The following is a 21,654-nucleotide window of genomic DNA, read 5'->3' on the forward strand; positions in this document are numbered from 1 at the left end:
GGGCGCGCTTGACGCTGCCTCCAAAGATCTTAACGAATTAAAACTATATCTGAAGGAACGAAAATGGCTGATGGCAAAATCGTTCAGTGTATCGGCGCCGTGGTCGACGTGGAATTCCCGCGTAACGCGATGCCGAAGGTCTATGACGCACTGAAAATGGAAGGCTCGGAACTGACCCTCGAAGTACAGCAGCAGCTGGGCGACGGCGTGGTCCGTACCATTGCGCTGGGCAGCTCCGAAGGCCTGCGTCGCGGCATGAGCATCCAGAACACCGGCAAGCCGATCACCGTGCCGGTCGGTCCGGCCACGCTGGGCCGCATCATGGACGTGCTGGGCAACCCGATCGACGAGCGCGGTCCGGTCAGCCTGGAGCGCACCGCATCGATCCACCGCGAAGCGCCGAAGTACGACGAGCTGTCGCCGTCGCAGGACCTGCTGGAAACCGGCATCAAGGTGATCGACCTGGTGTGCCCGTTCGCCAAGGGCGGTAAAGTCGGCCTGTTCGGCGGCGCCGGCGTCGGCAAGACCGTCAACATGATGGAACTGATCAACAACATCGCGAAGGCGCACTCGGGTCTGTCCGTGTTCGCCGGCGTCGGTGAGCGTACCCGCGAAGGTAACGACTTCTACCACGAGATGGCGGATTCCAAGGTCGTCGACCTGGAAAACCTGGGCAACTCGAAAGTGGCGATGGTCTACGGCCAGATGAACGAACCGCCGGGCAACCGTCTGCGCGTCGCGCTGACCGGCCTGACGATCGCCGAGTCCTTCCGTGACGAAGGCCGTGACGTTCTGTTCTTCGTGGACAACATCTACCGTTACACCCTGGCCGGTACCGAAGTGTCGGCACTGCTGGGCCGTATGCCGTCCGCGGTGGGCTACCAGCCGACCCTGGCCGAAGAGATGGGCCGCCTGCAGGAGCGCATCACGTCGACCAAGACCGGTTCGATCACGTCGATCCAGGCCGTGTACGTCCCTGCGGACGACTTGACCGACCCGTCGCCGGCCACCACCTTCGCCCACCTGGACTCGACCGTCGTGCTGTCGCGTGACATCGCCTCGCTGGGTATCTACCCGGCCGTGGATCCGCTCGACTCGACCTCGCGCCAGCTGGACCCGCTGGTCGTCGGCCAGGAACACTACGAGACCGCGCGCGCCGTGCAGGGCACCCTGCAGCGCTACAAGGAACTGCGCGACATCATCGCGATTCTGGGCATGGACGAACTGGCACCGGACGACAAGCTGGTCGTCGCACGCGCCCGCAAGATGCAGCGTTTCCTGTCGCAGCCGTTCCACGTCGCCGAAGTGTTCACCGGCTCGCCGGGCAAGTACGTCTCGCTGAAGGACACGATCAAGGGCTTCAAGATGATCGCGTCGGGCGAGCTGGACCATCTGCCGGAGCAGGCGTTCTACATGGTCGGCACCATCGAAGAAGCGATCGAAAAGGCCAAGAAGCTGGCTGCTTGATAGCTTAGCCTCTTCAAAGGACACACATGGCAAATACCATTCACGTTGACGTCGTCTCGGCCGAAGAGCAGATCTTTTCGGGCGAAGCCGAGTTCGTCGCGTTGCCGGGTGAATCGGGTGAGCTGGGTATCTACCCGATGCACACCCCCTTGATCACGCGCATCCGCCCGGGTGCCGTGCGCATCAAAATGCCGGGCCGCAGCGACGAAGAGTTCGTGTTCGTCGCCGGCGGCATCCTGGAAGTCCAGCCGAAAGGCGTGACGGTCCTGGCCGACACCGCGATCCGCGGTGCCGACCTGGACGAAGCGAAAGCCCAGGAAGCCAAGCGCCGTGCCGAAGAGCTGATGCTGAACAAGGACTCGCAGATCGACTACGCCAAGGCGCAAGCCGAACTGGCGGCGGCGATCGCCCAGCTGGCGGCCATCGCCAAGCTGCGTCATAAAGGACGCTGATCGCTCTTCCGAGCGCTCCGAAAAAGCAGCCTGCGGGCTGCTTTTTTATTTCCAAAAACCGGGGTCAGAGCCCAGTTATTGGAAATGACTTGCAGTACATTGCCAAAATTCGGGCTCTGACCCCGGTGCTAGCTGGCGCCGTTCGATGATGCAAACCTGATAAGCTGGCATCAACGACAAGACGACGAGTTACAACGCCATGCGAACCATCGAACAAATCCTCCGCGCCGCCCGGACCGTGGCCGTGGTCGGGCTCTCGAACAAGCCCGGGCGCGCCAGCCTGGAGGTCGCCAGCTACCTGCAGGCGCAGGGCTACCGCATCATTCCCGTCAATCCCGCCTACGCCGGCGAGGAGATCCTCGGCGAGACCGTGTACGCCACGTTGCAGGAAGCCGCCGACGCGCTCGCGCCCGGCGGGGCGCGCATCGACGTCGTCGATTGCTTCCGCAAGCCGGATGAGATCCCGCCCATCGCCAAGGACGCCATCGACGTGCGTGCCGGCTGCCTGTGGATGCAGCTCGGCATCGAGAACCAGGTCGCCGCCGACCTGGCCCGCGCCGCCGGCCTGGACGTCGTGATGAACCGCTGCATGCTGATCGAGCACCGCAAGCTGGGCGAGCAGGCCGCATGAGCACGTCGATGCTGGAACGCTTCCGCGCGCCGAAGAACCTCGAACTGCGCGACAAGGATGCCGGCGATACCCCGCTGCGCGACGACAAGAAGGGCAAGCTCAAAAACGGCGAGATCAAGGAACGCGAGCGCGAGCTGACGACCGAGCTGACGGCCGAGGTGGCCAAGCTGCAGGAAAAACTGTACGCGGCGCGCGATCAGAAACTCCTGCTGATCCTGCAGGGCATGGACACCTCCGGCAAGGACGGGACGGTCCGCGCGCTGTTCTCGCAGATCAACCCGATGGGCCTGCACGCCACCGGCTTCGTGGCCCCGACGGACAAGGAAAAGGCGCACGATTTTCTCTGGCGCGTGCATGCGCGCGTGCCGGGCAGGGGCGAGATCGGGATCTTCAACCGCAGCCATTACGAAGACGTGCTCGTGCCGCGCGTGGCGGGCGATCTCGACGACGACGCGCGCGAGCGCCGCTTCGCCCAGATCCGCGACTTCGAGCGCATGCTGGCCGAGACGGGGACGACGCTCATGAAGGTCTTCCTGCACATCTCCAAGACCGAACAGCGCACGCGCCTGCAGGCGCGCCTGGACGATCCGGAGAAGCACTGGAAGTTCGATCCGGCCGACCTGGCCGCGCGCACGAAGTGGGATGTCTACCAGCGCGCCTACGCCGACACCATCAACGCGACGGACCGCGACCACGCGCCGTGGTACGTCGTCCCGGCCGACTCCAAAACCCACCGCAACCTGATCATCGCCCATCTGCTGCTGGAAACGATGCGGGGCATGAAGCTGGAGTGGCCGGCGCCCAGGGCGGACATGTCCAAGGTGAAGATCGACGACTGAGCCCCACGGGCCCGCGCGGATTGTCATAGAATGAAGATCCACCAACCCGCGTACTCTCCGATCATGCTCAAGTCCACCGCTTTGCTGCTCACCCTCGGCGCCGCCGCGACGTTTTCCGCCACGATGGCGACGCCCGCGCTGGCGCAGACGCCCGCTGCCCAGCCGTCCGCCCATCCGGCCAGCTGCCCGGCCGTGTTGAAGCACACCTTCAACCGCCTGCAGGACGAAACGCCGCAGGACCTGTGCCAGTACAGCGGCAAGGTGGTCCTCGTGGTGAACACGGCCAGCTACTGCGGTTTTACCAAGCAGTACGAAGGCCTGGAAAAACTGTATGCGAAGTACGCGCCGCGCGGCCTCGTCGTGCTGGGCTTCCCGTCGAACGATTTTAAACAGGAAGACGCCGACGCCAAGAAGATCGCCGACCTGTGCTACAACACCTACGGCGTGAAATTCCCGATGTTCACCAGCACCGTCGTGACGGGCACGAATGCCAATCCGCTGTATTCGGAGCTGATCAAGGCCACCGGCAACCAGCCCAAGTGGAATTTCAATAAATACCTGATCGACCGGAACGGTAAAGTCATCGACTACTTCCCGAGCAAGGTGACGCCGGAAGATCCGACCCTGGTCGGCAAGATCGAGCAGGCGCTGGGCGGCTGATCCTTATCGATGCAGCACGGCCCTGAGCGGTCCGCGCAGGGCGTTGCAGACGACGATCTCCTGCGCCCGCGCGAGGCTTTCGCGCGTGAGCGGACACTCGATCGCGTCCCAGGCCGGATCGTCCAGCAGCACGCCGCGCATCACGCCGGGCAGGACGCCGGCCGACAGCGGCGGCGTGTACCAGCGGCCGCCGATGCGCACGAACACGCTGCTGCGTCCACCTTCCGTCAGTTCGCCGCGTTCGTTGAAGAACAGCGTGTCGAAGGCACCCACGCCTTCCGCCGCGCGCCAGGCGGCGTCGTAGCGGCTTCGAACGCTCGTCTTATGGCGCAGGAACACGTCGTGCGCGTGCGTCGGTTCGTCCGCCAGCAGCAGCCGCACCGGCTCGTCCAGCGGCGCCAGCGCGCCCGTCTGCACGACGATCTCGCCATTCGGCCGCAGCGCGAGGCGCACGCGGTGCGGCGCATCGTCCGGCAACGCGGCGCAAGCCTCCTGCGCGGCACCGCGTGCGAGGCCGGGGTTGAACGGATGGCCGAAATACGCCGCCGACGCGCCGAGGCGCGCGAGGTGGCGCTCCAGGTGGCGGCAACCGCCGGTGCGCGTGGCGTAGATGGTCTCGAAGATCTCGAAGTCGTTCGACAGTCCCGTGAGGAAGCTCGCCTTGAGCCGGCATTCGGCATACTCGGCGCCGGCGTCGCTGTCGTACACGATGCCCGCGCCGACGCCCAGCTCGCCGTGGCGCACGCCGTTCTGTTCCGGCTGCAGCGTCAGCGTGCGGATCGGGACCGATAGACAGAAGTCGCCAAATCGGGCACCGGCGCGCGAACCGGCGCGCGCATCCTGCTGCTTGCCGAATCCGGCACCCGGCGGCGGCGGATCGATCCACCCGATCGCGCCCGTGTAGATGCCGCGCGCAGCCGGTTCCAGTTCGCGGATGATTTCCATCGTGCGGCGCTTGGGCGCGCCCGTGATCGAACCGCAGGGATACAGCGCGGCGAAGATGTCGCGCAACGAGATCCCGGGCGCGAGCTGGGCCTGCACGGTCGACGTCATCTGCAGCACGCTGCTGTAGCGCTTCACTTCGAACAACGCCGGCACGCCCACGCTGCCGGTGCGCGCGATGCGTCCGAGGTCGTTGCGCAGCAGGTCGACGATCATGAGGTTTTCGGCGCGGTTCTTCGGATCGGCCGCCAGATGCTGGGCGCGCACGGCGTTCACGATGTCGTCGCCGTGCGCCGGCGCCGTGCCCTTCATCGGCCGCGCCAGCAGGCGGCCGGCGTCATGGCGCACGAACAGTTCCGGCGACAACGACAGCACGGCGCGTCCGTCCGGCAGGCCGATCAGGGCGCCATAGGGCACCGGCTGGCGTGCGCGCAGGCGCGCGTACAGCGCGCACACGGGGCCGAAGGCGTCGAAGCGGAGGCGATAGGTGTAATTGACCTGGTAGGTGTCGCCGGCCGCGATGTAGTCGCGGATCCGTTCGATCGCGTGCGCGAACGTGGTCTCGTCGACGTTGGCGCGCATGGCGCCGATGCCGGCCGGGCCGTTCCCCTGTTCTTGCGCGCGCGCCGCCAGCCAGGCGTCGACCTGGGCCGCGTCCAGCACGTCGTAGCGTTCGAACAGCAGCACCTGGGCCAGCGGCGCGTGCAGCTCGCGCGCGGGCGCGATGCCGACCAGCTGCTCGCCCAGCTCATAGGTCAGCACGGGGACGGCGTGCAGGCCGCGCGCGAGGGCATCCTGCATGCCGTCCAGCAGGCGCGGCCAGTCCTCGATGCGCTGGCAGGCCAGCATGCCCGCATAGCCGCCATAGAGGCGCGAGCGCGCCTGCGCATGGCCTTCGGGGCTCGCGTCGTCGAGCAGGGCGAACACGGTGGCGTCCATGACGGTATTCAGGCGGCGAGCAGCAGGGCCAGCTGCAGCGGACTGTTCTCGGTCGGGTGCTGTTTGAAGCCGCTCTTGGCGTAGCGGTGCCAGCGTCCCGTCACGTAGGCGACGAGCATGGTGGCGCGCGCGGCCACGTCTTCCTCGCGCCCATGGCCCTGCGTGGCGGCCACGCGCAGCGCCTGCTTGAACGCCAGCTCGACCTTGTCGTAGAACTGGTTCATGCGCAGGACCAGGCGATCGTCCTCGCCGACGAGCGCGTCGCCGATCAGCACGCGCGTCATGCCGGGATTGTTGGCGGCGAACGACAGCAGGATCTGCAGCATCGCATGCGCGCGGGTGACGCCGTTGTCCTCGCGCTCCGCGGCCTGGTTGAACAGGGTGAACACGGTCGCCTCGATGAATTCGATCAGGCCCTCGAACATCTGCGCCTTGCTGGCGAAATGACGGTACAGGGCCGCTTCCGACACCGACAGCCGGGCGGCCAGCGCCGCCGTCGTGATCTTCTCGCCCTTCGGATGTTCGAGCATGGCCGCCAGGGCCTGGAGGATCTGCTGTTTGCGTTGGCCAGGCTTGGTGCTTGCCATGTTGTTAGACGTTTTCCGTATGTGATCGATGTGCGAGCCGACGCAGGTGCGCGGGCAGCCGAAGAACGGATTTTACTTTGACATCGACGTAACCGGGGCGTTTGACCATCTTCGGCAGCGGGGCTTTGCCGATCGGATCGGCGTAGCGCAGGTATTGCGTGACCCATACCGTGCGCACGCCGAGCTGCTTGGCGCGCTTGAGGTTCACGAGCGTGTCCTCGACGAGGATGCAGCGGCTGGCTGCGAGACCCTGGCGGCGCAGCAGGCGGCGCAGCATCAGCTTCGACGGTTTCGGACGCAGCTGGCCGTGCACGCGCATGTCTTCGATCGAGACGTGGTGCGCGAACTGGCGCTGCAGCCCGAGGTGGCGCACCACGCCGGTCGAATACGCCGTCGGCGCGTTCGTCAGCAGGATCTTGCGGCCCGGGAGGCGGCGCAGCATGCGCTCCAGGCCGCGCTCGTAGCGCACCAGGTCGTGCAGCGCGCCGATGTCGTGCGTCTGGCGCAGGAAGTCGGCCGCATCCACGCGGTGGTGGCGGATCATGCCCAGCAACGTGGCGCCGTAGCGCTTCCAGTAGCCGACGCGGGCCGCGTTGACGGCTTCCTGGCTCGCCGGCGTGGTGCCGTCGCCGAGCACGCGCGCAATATACGTGTTCATGTTGGCGCTGATCGCCGGGAAGATCGCGTGCGACGCGTCGTGCAATGTGTTGTCGAGGTCGAACAGCCAGACGGGAGAGGAGGGCGTGGGCACGGGAAAGTCAAACGGACAAGGGGACTCGCGATTATATCGGGACGGGGGAAGGGCGCTCCGAAAACAAAAAAAGGGTCCGACGAATCGGACCCTTCTCTGAATTCTGGCGGAGCGGACGGGACTCGAACCCGCGACCCCCGGCGTGACAGGCCGGTATTCTAACCAACTGAACTACCGCTCCAGCTTTCCTGCTGTCTCGCTCAATGTGACGCTTGTCATCGCGCCGCGAGTGTTCCTCATTTCCTGCTGCGACGGGCAAACGCGCAGCGTGGACAAGAGTCTGTCTTATCCGTTACGTCAGGCATCGGGGATACCACAACAGGCGGGAATGGGAACAAATCCTGGTGCCCTTGACGTGGATTGAACACGTGGCCTCTCCCTTACCAAGGGAGTGCTCTACCACTGAGCTACAAGGGCAAACAACGTTTGTGGCGCTGTTGAGACGCCACAAAAATTCAATGCGAGCGGATCATAGTGCCAAAAGCCTGTTCGGTCAAGACTTCCAGCAACAAAGAGTGCTCGATGCGGCCATCGATGATGTGCACGGTGTTCACGCCCGACTTGGCGGCGTCCAGGGCCGACGAGATCTTCGGCAGCATGCCGCCGGAAATCGTGCCGTCCGCGAACATCTCGTCGATCTCGCGCGCCGACAGGTCCGTCACCAGGTTGCCCTGCTTGTCCTGCACGCCGGCGATGTTGGTCATCATGATCAGCTTTTCGGCCTTCAGGATTTCCGCGATCTTGCCGGCGACGACGTCGGCGTTGATGTTATACGCCTGGCCGTCCTGGCCGAAGCCGATCGGCGAGATGATCGGGATGAAGGCGTCGTCCTGCAGCGCTTTCACGACGGCCGGATTGATCGCCTCGATGTCGCCGACGAAGCCGATGTCGAGGAACTCGCCCGGCTTGTCCTTGTCCGGCATCGCCATCTTGCGTGCACGGATCAGGCCGCCGTCCTTGCCGGTCAGGCCCACTGCCTGGCCACCGTAGTGGTTGATCAGCATGACGATGTCCTGCTGGACTTCGCCGCCCAGCACCCACTCCACCACTTCCATGGTTTCTTCGTCGGTGATGCGCATGCCTTGCACGAAGGTGCCCTGCTTGCCGATCTTCTTGAGCGCGTTGTCGATCTGCGGACCGCCGCCGTGCACCACGACCGGGTTCATGCCGACCAGTTTCAGCAGGATGACGTCGCGCGCGAAGCCGTGTTTCAGGCGTTCTTCGGTCATCGCATTGCCGCCGTATTTGATGACGATGGTCTTGCCGTGGAAATTACGGATGTAGGGGAGTGCTTCGGCCAGGATCTGCGCCTTGATCTGCGGCGAGACCGCAGTCAGGTCATTATTCTGGTCGTCGCCCGTCATCGAGGTCAGCGTAGCGTTCATTAGGGGTCCGAAAAAGAATTTGCGAGATTTTACAGGCATTAGCCTGCCGCAGTGATCATTTTAGAAGCTCCATGTTGTATTTTCTGGCGCCCGCCGTTAAGGTGCCTTACATATGGATACACGACGGTAATCTTTCACATGAGTACCTGTACCCGCTGTGGCGCCGCGTTCGGTTGCGCGATGGTCGATGGCAACGACGGCGCACCGTGCTGGTGCACGCGCCTGCCGCCCGTCGTCGCGCTGCCGCCCGCGGGCGAAGCGGCCGGGTGCTGGTGCCCGGCCTGCCTGGAGCAGCATATCGCGCAACGGACAGCCAGGGCGCCGGATACGCCGGCCACATAGAGCACCCTCAGCGCGCGGTGCGGAAAAAACGCATCATTTCGCGGCTCGCGTTCGGCCCCCGGCCGTCCGTATAGCTGCCGCGCATGTCGCCGCCCGACCAGGCGTGGCCGGAACCGTGGATCACCCAGTGTTCTGCGTGGATACTGCCGTCCGGCTTGCGGTGCACCGTGCGCGTGTAGGCGTGGCCGTCCGGCACGGCGCCGGGTTCGACGACGACGTCTTCCGACGGATGGCGTCGTCTTCGCTTGATCAGCTCGTCGCCATTGGCGGGGTGCACGGTCGTGTCGCGGTCGCCGTGGAACACGATGATCGGCAGGGTTTTTCCCGGCTTGTGGTGCGTGCGGAAATCGCCTTTCATCGCGGCCATCGCGGAGGCCAGGTCGTGGGCGGCCGCGAACGGCAGGCCGGAGTGGACGCCGACGGCCGCATACAGGTCCGGATACAGCGTGCCCATGATGGCGGCCATCGCGCCGCCCGCGGACAGGCCCGCGACGAACACCTGGTCCGGATCGATCACGTAGCGCGCCATGATGTCCTGCGTGAGCCCGGCGATGATGGCGGGCTCGCCCTGGCCGCGCTGCTGGTCCGCCGCGCTGAACCAGTTCCAGCAGCGCGTGGCGTTGGCCTGCTGCGACTGGGCCGGATAGGCGACGAGGCAGCCGTATTCCTCGGCCAGCGCGTTCATGCCGGTGCCGAGCGCGAAGTCGTCGGGATGCTGCGAGCAGCCGTGCAGCATCACGAGCAGCGCCGACGGCTGGCCGGCATACGTGCTCGGAATATAGAGCTTGTAGTCGCGGGTGCCCGCGTCGTTCGTATGGCTGGCGTCGACGAAGTGGCCGGGCAGGCCGATGGCCGCCGCGCCCGTCGACAGCGGCGGGACGTTGAACGGGTTGGCGCTCTGGCCCAGGCGGGACAGGTCGGCCAGCATGTCGGAAAAGGCGTCGTAGGTCGATTGGTTCGAGGCGGGCGGCGCGACGGGCTCAACGCTGTTGACGGCCGCGGCCTGCATGGCGGTGGCGTTTTTGACGGATTCCCGGAGGACGGTGCGGGCAACGGCGGGGCCGCGGCGTATCAGGGATCGGGTCGCGGCGCGCATTTGCGCCAGGAACTTGTGATTCAGGGTCATCGGCACTCCTTGTGGGGTGTGTCGGCAATGCCGCCGGCGCGTGGCTGAGGCATCGAGCGAGGGTTCAGTCTTGATGGCGAAGCTTGCGCGAACCTTACAGATGGGATAAGCGCAACGGACGAGTTCAGTCTACGCAGGTCGTCCCGCCGGTCAAGCGCGATTCGTCCGGATACGTTAATCTGCGCTCCATGTGTCCAATATTCCAACCCGGCATCTGTCTCGAGTGGAGCTCGCTGCCGTACCACGATACCCCATTTCGTCTCGACATGCCGGATGTGCTCGCCGCCGGATATCTCATCGGCAAGATTGCGCGGGTTGCGGCATGAGCGACGCATCTCTTCCGCCGGAACGGCAAACGCCGGTCCCGTCTCCCTGCATCAACGTGTGCAAGATGTCGCCCGTGTCGGGCCTGTGCGAGGGCTGTTTGCGTACCATCGACGAAATCGTCGCCTGGAGCCGCGCCGACGACGACTATAAACGCGCCGTGTGGTCAGAAATCCGCCGGCGCGAAGCGCACATCCCGTTCGACTGATGCCGACCCTGCCGCCAGCGATCCGGGTGTTCGAGCGCGGCTGGCTGTCGTCCAACAACATCCTCATCACGGGACGAGACGGCGCCGCGCTCGTCGACACGGGCTATGTGACGCACGCGGCGCAGACGCTGTCGCTCGTGCGCCACGCGCTGCAGGAGCGTCCGCTGGACCGCATCGTCAACACCCACCTGCACGCCGACCACTGCGGCGGCAACGCGGCCTTGCGTGATGCCTACCGCTGCCGCATCGCGATCCCCGGGGCGGAATGCGCGAAGGTCGACGCGTGGGACGAGGACGCGCTGAGTTTCCGCGCCACGTCCCAGCAGTGCCCGCGCTTTGCGTACGACGATGCCCTCGAACCCGGCCAGCGCCTGCGCATGGGCGACCTGGACTGGCAGGCGCTCGCGGCGCCCGGCCACGATCCGCACGCGCTGCTGCTGTGGTGCGACGAGCAAGGCGTCCTGATATCCGGCGACGCCCTGTGGCAGAACGGCTTCGGCGTCGTGTTCCCGGAACTGGCCGGCGAACCCGGTTTTATGGACGTGCGCGCCACGCTGGACCTGATCGCGACGCTCGACGCGCGCGCCGTCATCCCCGGCCATGGGGCACCGTTCGCCGGCGCGGCGGCCGCGCTGGACCGCGCGTATTCGCGCCTGGATTACCTGGCGGCCGACCCGGTGCGCAATGCCGAGAACGCCGCCAGGGTGCTATTAAAATTTCTGCTGCTGGAACGGCGGCGCATCCTGCTCGCCGACGTCGAAACGCTGTGCGCCACGGTGCCGCTGCTCGTGCTGGCGCGTGAGCGTTTTTTGCACGGCAGCAGCGCAGACCTGGCGGACCGGCTCGTGCGTGCGCTCGTGAAGCGGGTACGGCGCGCGTCGAGGGCGCTACACTCGCCGAGCCCTGACAAAGAATTAGAGCCGGCGATCTAGCACGGTCGTGCTTTTCTAATCCATAATCGACGGGTCCGATCAACTATCGCGAGAAATCCATGGCGCTGCCTCCCGTCCTGCAAAACCTGTCCTTACCCGTCATCGCGTCGCCGATGTTCATCGCCAGCGGTCCCGCGCTGGTGGCCGCGCAGTGCAAGGCGGGCATCGTCGGTTCCTTTCCCGCCCTGAACGCGCGCCCGGCCGCGCAGCTCGACACGTGGCTGACGGACCTCCAGCACGAGCTGGCCGACTACCGGGAAGCGCATCCGGACCGCAAGGTCGGCCCGATCGCCGTCAACCAGATCGTGCACCAGTCGAACGACCGCCTGGAACACGACGTGGCCGTGTGCGTGAAGCACCAGGTGCCCATCATCATCTCGTCGCTGCGCGCGCCGCCGAAGGAAATGCTGGATGCCGTGCATGCGTACGGCGGCATCGTGATGCACGACGTCGTCTCGATCCGCCACGCCGAAAAGGCGCTGGAAGCGGGCGTGGACGGCCTGATCCTCGTCGCGGCCGGCGCCGGCGGCCACGCGGGCGCGCTGTCGCCGTTCGCGCTGGTGGGCGAAGTGCGTAAATTCTTCGACGGCCCGATCGCGCTGTCCGGCTCGATCGCCACGGGCGACGCCATCCTCGCCGCACAGGCGATGGGCGCCGACTTTGCCTACATCGGCTCGCGCTGGCTGGCCACGCGCGAAGCGAACGTCACCGACGCCTACCGCGACGCGATCGTGGAATCGACGGCGGCCGACGTCGTCTACACGAACCTGTTCACGGGCGTGCATGGCAATTACCTGAAAAAATCGATCGTGGCGGCGGGGCTGGACCCGGACAACCTGCCCGTGTCGGACAAGAGCAAGATGAGTTTCGGCTCGGGCAGCGCGAAGGCGTGGCGCGATATCTGGGGTGCCGGGCAGGGCGTCGGCCTGATGGATGACGTGCCGACCGTGGCGGAGATGGTGGCGCGGTTGACGCAGCAGTATCAGGCCGCGCGGGAGCGGTTGGGGCTGAAGGCCTGAGTGTTTTCAGGGTTCGCGTAACAACGTCGCCCCCGCGCAGGCGGGGGCCCAAGTGTTGAGCCGGCCAGGTGTAATCGGCGCTTACGCCTGCAGCACCTTGTCCGCGTCGCGGATCACCCACAGTCCCGCCAGGTTGCGCCAGTATCCGTGCGCATCCATGCCGAAGCCGACGACGAACTGGTTCGGCACCGTCAGGCCGACGATGTCCGCCTGCACCGGTTTCACTTTACCCAGGTCCTTGTCGGCAAACACGGCCAGGATCACCTCCGCCGCGCCCATGTCGAGCAGGCGCTGCTTCACGTGGGCCAGCGTTTCGCCTTCGTCGAGGATGTCGTCGACGATGATGATCGTGCGGCCCGTGACGTCCTGGCGCGGGATCACTTTCCACACCACTTCGCCGCCGCGATCGAGGTCGCCGTAGCGGGTCACGTGGATGTAGTCGAATTCGAGGGGAAAGCTCAGCTGCGGCAGCAGGTTGCCGGTGAACACCACCGCGCCGCCCATGACGCCCAGCACGAGCGGGAAATCGCTCGCCTCGTCGTTGTCGAAACGCTGGTTCAGCACGTCGGCGACGTGGCGTACGGCCGCTTGCACCTGGTCCGCGCTGACGATTTCCTCGGCGTTGGCCAATAGTGCGCGGGCGCGGTTGTAATGAAAGTCTTGCATGATATTTCGGAGTCGGTTGTAGGATTCGGATGATCCTTGGGTAGGCGATTATCCGCCAGATTGCGTTCGCGCGCGATTCCGGTCAGCTTGGGGGCGGCGGCCGCGTTCGCGATGCCGGTGCGGAGGGCGTATCATACCGATTTGACGAACCGAACATCCAATTGAGTACCATGCCAGCACCTGACACCTCCAATGTGCGCGCCGCGCGCCTTGCCCAGCTGCGCGCCGCGATGGCGCGCCACCGGGTCGACGCCGTCATCGTGCCGTCCGCCGATCCGCACCTGTCCGAATACCTGCCCGGTCGTTGGAAGGGCCGCGAATGGCTGTCCGGTTTCACGGGCTCCGTCGGCACCTTCATCGCCACGCACGACTTCGCCGGCGTCTGGACGGACGGCCGCTACTACACGCAGGCGGAGCAGGAACTGGCCGGCACCGACATCAGGCTCATGAAGATCCCGTCCGGCGCCAGCCTGCTGCACATCGACTGGCTGGCCGACAACCTCGACGAAGGCAACACCGTCGCCGTCGACGCGCGCGTGCTGGGCCTGGCCGTGGCGCGCCTGCTGGGCGATGCGCTCGCCGCGCGCGGCGTAACACTGCGCACCGACCTCGACCTGCTGGACGAGATCTGGAGCGACCGCCCCGGCCTGCCGCCCGAGCCGGTGTACGAGCACGCGGCGCCGTACGCGGTGCTCGATCGCGCCGACAAACTGCACGCGACGCGCAATGCGATGGCGAAGCTGGGCGGCGAGCGCCATGTCATCTCGACCCTCGACGACATCGCCTACCTGTTCAACCTGCGCGGCGCCGACGTCAGCTTCAATCCCGTGTTCCTCGCGCACGCGCTCGTGGAAGCGACGGGCGCCACGCTGTTCGTCGCCGACGGCAAGATCGACGCGAGCCTGCGCGCCCGTCTCGAGCAGGACGGCGTGCGCGTGGCCCCGTACGAACAGGCGCAGCAGGCGCTGGCCGCGCTGCCGGCCGACAGCAGTCTGCTGATCGACCCGCGCCGCATCACGGCCGGCATGCGCGCCGCCGTGCCGCAAGGCGTGCGCGTGGTGGAGGCCATCAACCCGACGACGTTCGCCAAATCGCGCAAGCTCGATGCCGAGATCGACCACGTGCGCGCCACGATGGAGCAGGACGGCGCTGCCCTGTGCGAATTCTTCGCCGGGCTCGAAGCGACGCTGGCCGATGCGCATCGGGCGCCGTTGAACGAAGTGCACATCGACGAACGGATCACGGCCGCGCGGGAGCAAAGGCGCGGCTTCGTCAGCCCCAGCTTCGGCACCATCGCCGGCTTCAACGCCAACGGCGCGATCATGCATTATCGGGCCGCACCGGAACACTGCGCCGTGATCGAAGGCGACGGCCTGCTGCTGATCGACTCCGGCGGCCAGTACCTGGGCGGCACGACGGACATCACGCGCGTCGTCCCCGTCGGCACGCCATCCGCCGCGCAGAAGCGCGATTTCACGCTGGTGCTGAAAGGGATGATCGCCCTGTCCATGGCGCGCTTCCCGCGCGGGACGAAAGGCCCGATGCTCGACGCGCTGGCGCGCGCCCCGATCTGGGCCGCCGGCATCGATTACGGTCACGGCACCGGCCACGGCGTCGGCTACTTCCTCAACGTGCACGAGGGCCCGCAGGTGATCTCGCCGTCCGCGCCGCCGGAGCCGCATACGGCCATGGAGCCGGGCATGATCACGTCGAACGAACCGGGTATCTATCGCCCGGGACTGTGGGGCATCCGCATCGAGAACCTGGTGCTCACGCGCGTCGTCGACAACGGGGAGTTCGGCGAATTCCTCGGCTTCGAAACGCTGACCCTGTGCCCGATCGACACGCGCTGCATCGACATCTCGCTGATGCGCGGCGACGAGGTCGCGTGGCTGAACGATTACCACCGCAGCGTGCGCGCGCGCCTGCTGCCGCACGTGACGGGCGCCGCGCGCGACTGGCTCGAACTGCGCACCCGGGAGATCTGACATGGCGAGCGCACGTTCCACCCGCGCCAGCGCCGCCGTCGAGCGGCTCAAACGGCGCACCGGCGTGACCTCGTATTCGATGGCGCGCACCGGCGACGGTCATTTCTTTTTGTCCGAGAAACCGGGCGCGCCGCCGCTGTGCGCGCCGCTCGAACTGGACGACTTCGTGGCCTTCGTGAACGGTCTCGGTCCGCAAGAAGTAAAACGCGTCAGCAAGCACGACGTCGAATTCGAAAAACAGCTGGTCAGGAAAAAGCCTTGACGGGCCCCGTGTCGAATGACCTGGGCCTGACCCTGCCCGACCTGGTCGGCGCCTACTGGTCGCAGGCGGAGCTGGCCACCAACGGCCTGATCCTGCTGAACGTGTTCGGCGCGCTGCTGCTGGGCCTCATGGTCGGCTACGAGCGGTCCTATCACGGCCGCGCGGCCGGCATGCGCACGTATGGCCTCGTGTGCATGGCGTCGTGCGCGCTGACCATCGTCGCCGGCTATCCGAGCCACTGGTTCGGCGGGCACGGTTCGTCCGTCGCGCTGGTCGACCCCACGCGCGTGGTCCAGGGCGTCGTGACGGGCATCGGCTTCCTCGGCGCCGGCGTGATCATGCGCTCGGGTTTCAACATCAGCGGCCTGACGACGGCGGCGTCGATCTGGTCGTCGTCCGTGATCGGCATCCTCGTCGGCCTCGGTTTCTACATGGCCGCGATGGGCCTGGCGTTTTTCTCCGCGATGATCATGATCTACCTGAACAAGGCGATCGGACTGCTGCCCTCGCGCCATGCGGTGGCCGTCACCCTGCATTTCAAGCCCGGCGTCTATCCGCAGGAAGAGACGCTGCGCCAGGCGGCGCTGGACCGCGGCTACGAAATCGCCGGCGGCTCGCTGACGATCTCCAGCGAGAAGGGGTGCCAGGAATGGCATTTCGTCGCGCTGGAACTGGCCGGCACGCCGGGCGCGCCGCTGTCGCTGCTCGCCAGCGAACTGGCGACGTTCGAGGGCGTGGACGGCTTCCAGCTTTCGCACGCACGCAACTGACAAGGACAATAAAGGACCACGATGACAGCCCAGGACGTTCTCGATTTCTGGTTCGGCGCTCCCGGCAGCCCGGAGGCGGGCCAGCCGCGCCGCGAATGGTTCGTCAAGCAGGACGCATTCGACGACACCATCCGCACGCGCTTCGGCGCGGCGATCGCCCAGGCGCTGGCCGGCGGCCTGCGCGAGTGGGATGCGCAGGGGCCGCAAGGCCAGCTGGCGCGCATCCTCGTACTCGACCAGTTCACCCGCAACGCGCATTGCAACACGCCGTTGTCGTTCGCCGGCGATTCCCTGGCGCTGGCGGCGGCGCGCGCGCTCGTCGACAGCGGCGCCGACCGCGCGCTCGCGCCGCTGCAGCGCGCCTTCGCCTACATGCCGTTCGAGCACGCCGAGGACGCCTCCATGCAGGAGCGCGCCGTCGAACTGTTCGGCGTGCTGGCGGCCGAACATCCGGGCTTCGACGAGATGCTCGATTACGCGCACCGTCACCGTGGCGTGATCGCGCGCTTCGGCCGCTTCCCGCACCGTAACGAGATCCTCGGGCGCGCGTCGACGCCGGAAGAAGTGGAATTCCTGCGCCAGCCGGGTTCGCGCTTCTGATGCCGCCAACCCTGAACATCGTCGGCGCCGGCCACGTGGGGCGCGCCCTCGGCCGCCTGTTCGCGGGGCGCGGCGTGTTCGTTGTCCAGGACATCAAAACGCGCAGCAGCGACAGCGCGCGCGCGGCCGCCGCGTTCATCGGCGCCGGTACGCCCGTCGCCGGCGCGCTGCGGCCGGCCGACGTGTGGATGCTGGCCGTGGCGGACGACGCGATCGCCGACGTCGCCGCCGCGCTGGCGCAATCGGCATCGCCGGCGGGCGCGGTCGTGTTCCACTGCAGCGGCGCGAAGGCTTCTAACGAACTGGATGCGCTGCGCCGCGCGGGCGCCTCGATCGCCAGCGTGCATCCGGTGCGCAGCTTCGCCGATCCGGCCGCGGTCGCGGCGGCGTTCGACGGCACGTTCTGCGGCGTGGAGGGCGATGCCGCCGCGCTGGCGGTCCTGCTGCCCGCCTTCGAGGCGATCGGCGCGCGGCCCGTGCCGATCGACCCGACCGCCAAGACCGTTTATCACGCGGCCGCCGTGTTCGCGTCGAACTACCTCGTGACCGTCATCGATGCCGCGCTGCGTGCCTACCAGGCGGCCGGCATCCCGGCCGACGTGGCGCGCGAACTGGCGCGGCCGCTCGCCACCGAAACGTTGTCGAACGTGCTGAGGCTGGGGCCGGAGGCGGCGCTGTCCGGACCGATCGCGCGCGGCGACGCGGCGACCGTGGCGCGCCAGCATGCGGCCGTCGCGGCCTGGGACGGCCCGACGGGAGCCCTGTACGACGCGCTCGCCACGGCGACGTGGGACGTGGCGCGTCGCAAGGGTTCCGCACGCGCCTAGAACGTGCGGCAACCGGCGCGTGCGGGGTCACGACCGGGCGACCCGTCCGTGCGCGAAGCGCGCGTGTGTCGTGATGATTGTCGAGAAAATTTACAATTTACGACGACATCTTTTCGCTTGCATCGTAACCCCTTGTTTTTACAAAAAAACGATATTTAGGCATCACTTTTGCTCTCTCCCGCGTTACAACAACCTAGAGAGGGAGTCATGATGTTTAACAAATTTTGGAAAGCCGTTGTGGCAAGCGTAACGTTCTTCGCGAGCAGTCTGGCGGCCGCCACGCCTGTGACATTCGTTCCACCCAACGACCCGACGGGCAGGGTGTATTCGACGCATTCGAATGACGGGTATTGGAGCGGCCGCGGTATCGGTTTTACCGTGATTACCCAGGAAGGCATATCGAGCATCGGCATCTATCAAGACCTGACCAATGTGGATCTGCACTGGGGCTTGTACGTGATCGACACCCTGGGCGATGGTTACGCGAAGACCGGGACGGTCGCATCCGGCAGTGCGAACGTCACGACCAACGGCCTCGCCTGGATCGACTTTCAATTTCCCGAGTTTTACATGACCGAACGTTGGAATTACCTGATCGAGTTCTCGTTCGACGGATTGTCGAATCAGAATTTTTTATACACCAATCGAAACGTGACTTGGGATCAGGGCGTCTACCGTGGACTGGAAGGCATGCAAGGGCAAGGTTTCAGCAACAATTACGCCTTACCGGCTATTCGGGTGAATGGCGCCGGCTCGACGACTGACGTGCCGGAACCGGCCTCGCTCGCGTTGCTCGGTGCCGGCGTGCTGGCGCTGGGTCTGCGCCGCCGCCGCCGCCCGAGCTGAGCAGACATAAGTCAGCCTTATTGCGCCATTTGGCGCCATGTTGTAAAAAGCCTATCTGTGGGGGACAGATGGGCTTTTTTGTTGTTATGGAGAACACAATGGTATTGACCGCATGGGCGACGCTGGCCGCACTCGGCGTCTATTTCTGGACGGGCATCATGGCCGGCTGGGCGAGAAACAAATACAAGGTCCCGGCGCCGTCCATGGACGGGCCGCTGCCGTTCCAGACCGTTCAACGGGTGCAGGCGAACACGCTGGAGCAGCTGCCGCTCGTGCTGGGCCCGTTGTGGCTGTGCGGCCACTACCTGGGCGACCGCTGGGCGGCCGCGGGCGGGCTGCTGTGGTGCGTCGGGCGGATCTTGTATGCGCTGGGGTATTACCGCGATCCGTCCAAGCGCGAGCTCGGCTTTATCGTCGGCATGGTCGCGTGCGGCGCGCTCGTCGCGGGCAGCGCGGTCGGGCTGTTGTCACAATAAGTGCACAGCGCGCTGTTGCAGTAGAGCAAAATCTCGAAAACCATTGGTCGACAAAGTTCCCATACTGCAATAAGCTGTGTCTGATTTCAATTTATTGAATGGCGGCCCGATCCGCCATGCGTGGAGGAAGACAGCATGCTGTTCCTGAAAAGCACCAGTGTCACCAAGGCACCCGGCATTTACGAAGTCGACGTGGCGGCCAAGCCACCCGGCAAGACGTTTGGCGTATTCCTGGCGACCGACCCCGACAATCCGCCGCGGGCCGTGCTGACCGCCCTGGCCGAGCTCGGGTTCGAGAACATCTACCAACAGAACTATATCCACAAGGATAAGGGCAAGGTGCTCGACATGCACTTCCAGAAGAACGGCACCGACCTCTTCAACGGCTGGAAGACGGACGAATGCGCGGCCAACCTGGCCGCGATCGACACCCTGTTCGGCAACGTCGGCATCAAGATCGCGCCGCGCGTGATGAGCCTGGCCGAAGCCTACGCCTGATCCAGGTCACCCCTTCGCGTCGGCGTGACTCACTTCGACGTGATACAGCGCCCACGGACAGGCTGGAAAGCGCTGCGGCAACGGCAGCGCTGCCATCTCCGGGACCCGGTCGGCGTCGTACACGGCCCATAGCGGCCCAAGGCCTCCCAGCGGCATCGGATTGCCGTCGATGTGCGTCGCGACGATGAAGCGCCGCGCGCGCGCCTGCGCGACGGGCAGTTCGACGTTGTAGCCGTCCACGGCGCGCAGCACCACGCTACCCTTGTCGTTCAATGTCGCCCCGGCATGCGCCAGCACGTCCAGCAGCAGCGGACCGCGCAGGGTATGCGGCTTGCCGTCGTATTCCAGCGTCGGGCGGATCGTCTGCTGCGGCAGCGCCAGCAGGCTGGCGTAATCGAAGGTCCACGCCTTCGTAAAAGTGACCTGGTGCTTGTGCATCATCTGGTCCAGCGCCGGGTCGAGCGGACCGCGGTTGCTGCGCGCGATGGCGCCGGTGACCGTCAGCAGGGTCGGGCCGCGCCCGGACGGTTGTGCCGCCTGGCTGGCGATGGGAAAGGCGCCGGCCGCCGCCGCGGCGCCGAGGAACTGGCGTTTGTTCATGAGAAAATGCCTGGTCGATGGGATGTCGCCATCATAGCAATATTGTCGAATGGATTTGTTTTCCACAGGTATGGAACTGGTCACTATCCCCATCGAGGATGGCGAATTGTCCATGCTGCCCCAGCTTCCCATGCCGATCGGCAATGCCGAGATCCTGGCGCGCCTCCTTGATGAAACGCCCTGGCGCGCCGACACCGTCGTCGTGTACGGCAAGCGCTACCTGCAGCCGCGCCTGACGGCCTGGTATGGCGAGGCGAGCTACACATATTCCGGCCTGACCCTGCAACCGCTGCCGCTGACGCCGCTGCTGGCGCAGTTGCGCGCGGCGGTCGAGCGCGTCACCGGACAGCGCTACAACAGCGTGCTGCTGAATTACTACCGCGACGGCGCCGACAGCATGGGCATGCACAGCGACGACGAGCCGGAGCTGGGCCCGCGACCGGTCATCGCCTCGCTCAGCTATGGCGCCACCCGCACTTTTATCCTGCGCCATCGGCGCAATCAACGCACCGTGAAACTCGACCTGACGGACGGCAGTCTGGTGTTGATGGCAGGGACCCTGCAGGCGCACTGGCGGCACGGCATCAACAAGACCGCCAAACTGGTTGGACCACGGCTCAACCTAACTTTTCGTTACGTGAGTTAAATTGGTTTTATCTAGGCCCAATTTTCTTTAAATCACTAATGAATTTGGGGTCATTAAGTTACATTCGATTACAAGTCTTACGACTTCTGGACGGACTTCACCAATTTGCGGTGCTATCTTGACCACATCGCGATTCGCTGGAATTGCGAACCAGTCAAACAACGCAAAGGAATCCGCAATATGAAAAAGCTCATCGTTGCACTGATCGCAAGTACTGCCGCCATGGGCGCGGCCCAAGCCCAAACCACCCAACCGCACGCCTATGTCGGCGTCGGCATTGCGACGGCGGACCACGAGAATTCGTCGGTCGGCGGCCTGACCAACTTCGACAGCGACGGCTACAAGGCCTCGGGCAAGATCTTCGGTGGTTATGAATTCGACCAGAACTGGGGCGCCGAAGCGGGTTACACCGACTTCCGCAACTCGGATTTCAATTACAGCGCCAACGGCACCAACGCGAGCGGCCGCACGAAGGGTTCCAGCTACTACATCGCCGGCAAGTACAACATGCCGGTGAACGACCAGTTCGCCGTGTACGGCAAGCTCGGCTTGCAGCACAGCGAGCGCAAGCTGGAAAGCGCCGCCCTGAACCTCAAGGACACCGACACCGGTGCCTACGGCGCGGTCGGCCTCCAGTACAACCTCAACCAGCAGGTGGCACTCACCGCCGAGTATGAGCGCTACGGCAAGAGCAAGTCGTTCGGCGCCAAGGCCGACGCCTGGACCGTGGGTGCGCGCTACAGCTTCTAAGCGTCCCGGTTGAGCCAAGAAAAAAAGGGCCTGCGGGCCCTTTTTTTCGCCCGATAAATCGACAATTCGGGGTCAGAGCCTAATGCCGTTAAGTTAAGGTTCTTCGAAGGCGGCGCTCGGG

Annotated in this window: 26 protein-coding genes and 2 tRNA genes; 19 read left to right on the top strand and 9 right to left on the bottom strand. The window is 65.5% G+C overall.

The window, feature by feature from the left end:
- Positions 1–63: 63 nt before the first annotated feature.
- From atpD to ASC93_RS04100, 5 genes are all read left to right on the top strand, one after another.
- A complete protein-coding gene (atpD, locus tag ASC93_RS04080) occupies positions 64–1,467 on the top strand; it encodes a F0F1 ATP synthase subunit beta (protein WP_056437476.1) in 1,404 nt (467 codons plus the stop codon).
- Positions 1,468–1,493: 26 nt separating this feature from the next.
- Complete coding sequence (locus ASC93_RS04085) at positions 1,494–1,919, top strand: F0F1 ATP synthase subunit epsilon (protein ID WP_056437478.1); 426 nt, start codon at positions 1,494–1,496, stop codon at positions 1,917–1,919.
- 199 nt (positions 1,920–2,118) lie between these two features.
- Positions 2,119–2,550: a CoA-binding protein gene (locus tag ASC93_RS04090; RefSeq protein WP_056437481.1), complete on the top strand. Its 432-nt coding sequence runs from the start codon at positions 2,119–2,121 to the stop codon at positions 2,548–2,550.
- Positions 2,547–3,389 carry a PPK2 family polyphosphate kinase gene (locus ASC93_RS04095; RefSeq protein WP_056437483.1) on the top strand — a complete coding sequence of 281 codons (843 nt, stop codon included), beginning with the start codon at positions 2,547–2,549 and terminating at the stop codon, positions 3,387–3,389. Before ASC93_RS04090 ends, ASC93_RS04095 begins: the two co-directional genes overlap by 4 nt.
- Before the next feature lie 63 nt (positions 3,390–3,452).
- Complete coding sequence (locus ASC93_RS04100) at positions 3,453–4,049, top strand: glutathione peroxidase (RefSeq protein ID WP_056437486.1); 597 nt, start codon at positions 3,453–3,455, stop codon at positions 4,047–4,049.
- A gap of 3 nt (positions 4,050–4,052) precedes the next feature.
- On the opposite strand, the gene ASC93_RS04105 is transcribed toward ASC93_RS04100, so the two are convergent.
- From ASC93_RS04105 to argB, 6 genes are all read right to left on the bottom strand, one after another.
- Positions 4,053–5,930 carry a chorismate-binding protein gene (locus ASC93_RS04105; RefSeq protein ID WP_056437489.1) on the bottom strand — a complete coding sequence of 626 codons (1,878 nt, stop codon included), beginning with the start codon at positions 5,928–5,930 and terminating at the stop codon, positions 4,053–4,055.
- Between the two features lie 8 nt (positions 5,931–5,938).
- On the bottom strand, positions 5,939–6,517 hold the full coding sequence (slmA, locus tag ASC93_RS04110; RefSeq protein ID WP_056437491.1) for a nucleoid occlusion factor SlmA: 579 nt from the start codon (positions 6,515–6,517) through the stop codon (positions 5,939–5,941).
- Between the two features lie 4 nt (positions 6,518–6,521).
- Complete coding sequence (locus ASC93_RS04115) at positions 6,522–7,268, bottom strand: pyrimidine 5'-nucleotidase (protein ID WP_162251791.1); 747 nt, start codon at positions 7,266–7,268, stop codon at positions 6,522–6,524.
- A 104-nt stretch (positions 7,269–7,372) separates the two neighbouring features.
- Positions 7,373–7,449: transfer RNA gene (locus ASC93_RS04120), tRNA-Asp, on the bottom strand.
- 161 nt (positions 7,450–7,610) lie between these two features.
- Positions 7,611–7,685: transfer RNA gene (locus tag ASC93_RS04125), tRNA-Thr, on the bottom strand.
- A 38-nt stretch (positions 7,686–7,723) separates the two neighbouring features.
- On the bottom strand, positions 7,724–8,632 hold the full coding sequence (gene argB, locus ASC93_RS04130; RefSeq protein ID WP_056437493.1) for an acetylglutamate kinase: 909 nt from the start codon (positions 8,630–8,632) through the stop codon (positions 7,724–7,726).
- Positions 8,633–8,791: 159 nt separating this feature from the next.
- Between argB and ASC93_RS29430 the strand changes: the two genes are divergently transcribed.
- Positions 8,792–8,995 carry a cysteine-rich CWC family protein gene (locus ASC93_RS29430; RefSeq protein ID WP_082547756.1) on the top strand — a complete coding sequence of 68 codons (204 nt, stop codon included), beginning with the start codon at positions 8,792–8,794 and terminating at the stop codon, positions 8,993–8,995.
- A 7-nt stretch (positions 8,996–9,002) separates the two neighbouring features.
- Here ASC93_RS29430 and ASC93_RS04135 read toward each other — a convergent pair whose 3' ends face one another.
- Complete coding sequence (locus ASC93_RS04135) at positions 9,003–10,121, bottom strand: PHB depolymerase family esterase (protein WP_056437496.1); 1,119 nt, start codon at positions 10,119–10,121, stop codon at positions 9,003–9,005.
- Positions 10,122–10,443: 322 nt separating this feature from the next.
- On the opposite strand from ASC93_RS04135, the gene ASC93_RS04140 reads away from it, so the two are divergent.
- Genes ASC93_RS04140 through ASC93_RS04150 form a run of 3 tightly spaced genes read left to right on the top strand, consistent with a single transcriptional unit; the run spans position 10,444 to position 12,604 of the window.
- On the top strand, positions 10,444–10,653 hold the full coding sequence (locus ASC93_RS04140; protein WP_056437500.1) for a DUF1289 domain-containing protein: 210 nt from the start codon (positions 10,444–10,446) through the stop codon (positions 10,651–10,653).
- Positions 10,653–11,585, top strand: a complete 933-nt coding sequence (locus ASC93_RS04145; protein WP_082547757.1) for an MBL fold metallo-hydrolase — start codon at positions 10,653–10,655, stop codon at positions 11,583–11,585. The genes ASC93_RS04140 and ASC93_RS04145 overlap by 1 nt, the downstream gene beginning before the upstream one ends.
- Positions 11,586–11,644: 59 nt before the next feature.
- Entirely contained in the window at positions 11,645–12,604 is a 960-nt protein-coding gene (locus ASC93_RS04150; RefSeq protein ID WP_056437503.1) for a nitronate monooxygenase family protein, read from the top strand.
- An 81-nt stretch (positions 12,605–12,685) separates the two neighbouring features.
- Here ASC93_RS04150 and ASC93_RS04155 read toward each other — a convergent pair whose 3' ends face one another.
- Positions 12,686–13,270: a hypoxanthine-guanine phosphoribosyltransferase gene (locus ASC93_RS04155; RefSeq protein ID WP_056437506.1), complete on the bottom strand. Its 585-nt coding sequence runs from the start codon at positions 13,268–13,270 to the stop codon at positions 12,686–12,688.
- A 170-nt stretch (positions 13,271–13,440) separates the two neighbouring features.
- On the opposite strand from ASC93_RS04155, the gene ASC93_RS04160 reads away from it, so the two are divergent.
- From ASC93_RS04160 to ASC93_RS04195, 8 genes are all read left to right on the top strand, one after another.
- Entirely contained in the window at positions 13,441–15,258 is a 1,818-nt protein-coding gene (locus tag ASC93_RS04160; protein WP_056437509.1) for an aminopeptidase P family protein, read from the top strand.
- A gap of 1 nt (position 15,259) precedes the next feature.
- A complete protein-coding gene (locus tag ASC93_RS04165) occupies positions 15,260–15,520 on the top strand; it encodes a hypothetical protein (RefSeq protein ID WP_056437512.1) in 261 nt (86 codons plus the stop codon).
- Between the two features lie 26 nt (positions 15,521–15,546).
- Entirely contained in the window at positions 15,547–16,290 is a 744-nt protein-coding gene (locus tag ASC93_RS04170) for an MgtC/SapB family protein (protein WP_157201745.1), read from the top strand.
- A gap of 21 nt (positions 16,291–16,311) precedes the next feature.
- Positions 16,312–16,890, top strand: coding sequence for a DUF924 family protein (locus ASC93_RS04175; protein ID WP_056437515.1), 579 nt, complete (start codon positions 16,312–16,314; stop codon positions 16,888–16,890).
- Complete coding sequence (locus ASC93_RS04180; RefSeq protein ID WP_056437518.1) at positions 16,890–17,717, top strand: Rossmann-like and DUF2520 domain-containing protein; 828 nt, start codon at positions 16,890–16,892, stop codon at positions 17,715–17,717. Before ASC93_RS04175 ends, ASC93_RS04180 begins: the two co-directional genes overlap by 1 nt.
- Positions 17,718–17,924: 207 nt before the next feature.
- Positions 17,925–18,563 carry a PEP-CTERM sorting domain-containing protein gene (locus ASC93_RS04185; RefSeq protein WP_082547758.1) on the top strand — a complete coding sequence of 213 codons (639 nt, stop codon included), beginning with the start codon at positions 17,925–17,927 and terminating at the stop codon, positions 18,561–18,563.
- Between the two features lie 98 nt (positions 18,564–18,661).
- Positions 18,662–19,039, top strand: coding sequence for an MAPEG family protein (locus ASC93_RS04190; RefSeq protein ID WP_056437524.1), 378 nt, complete (start codon positions 18,662–18,664; stop codon positions 19,037–19,039).
- Positions 19,040–19,174: 135 nt separating this feature from the next.
- On the top strand, positions 19,175–19,537 hold the full coding sequence (locus tag ASC93_RS04195) for a hypothetical protein (RefSeq protein ID WP_056437527.1): 363 nt from the start codon (positions 19,175–19,177) through the stop codon (positions 19,535–19,537).
- Positions 19,538–19,543: 6 nt separating this feature from the next.
- Here ASC93_RS04195 and ASC93_RS04200 read toward each other — a convergent pair whose 3' ends face one another.
- Positions 19,544–20,137, bottom strand: coding sequence for a molybdopterin-dependent oxidoreductase (locus tag ASC93_RS04200; RefSeq protein ID WP_056437530.1), 594 nt, complete (start codon positions 20,135–20,137; stop codon positions 19,544–19,546).
- Positions 20,138–20,207: 70 nt separating this feature from the next.
- Between ASC93_RS04200 and ASC93_RS04205 the strand changes: the two genes are divergently transcribed.
- Positions 20,208–20,783: an alpha-ketoglutarate-dependent dioxygenase AlkB gene (locus tag ASC93_RS04205; RefSeq protein ID WP_229412592.1), complete on the top strand. Its 576-nt coding sequence runs from the start codon at positions 20,208–20,210 to the stop codon at positions 20,781–20,783.
- Positions 20,784–20,963: 180 nt separating this feature from the next.
- Positions 20,964–21,533, top strand: coding sequence for a porin family protein (locus ASC93_RS04210; RefSeq protein WP_056437535.1), 570 nt, complete (start codon positions 20,964–20,966; stop codon positions 21,531–21,533).
- Positions 21,534–21,654: the final 121 nt, after the last annotated feature.

Source organism: Massilia sp. Root335 (assembly GCF_001425685.1).
GTDB classification, from domain to species: domain Bacteria; phylum Pseudomonadota; class Gammaproteobacteria; order Burkholderiales; family Burkholderiaceae_D; genus Telluria; species Telluria luteola.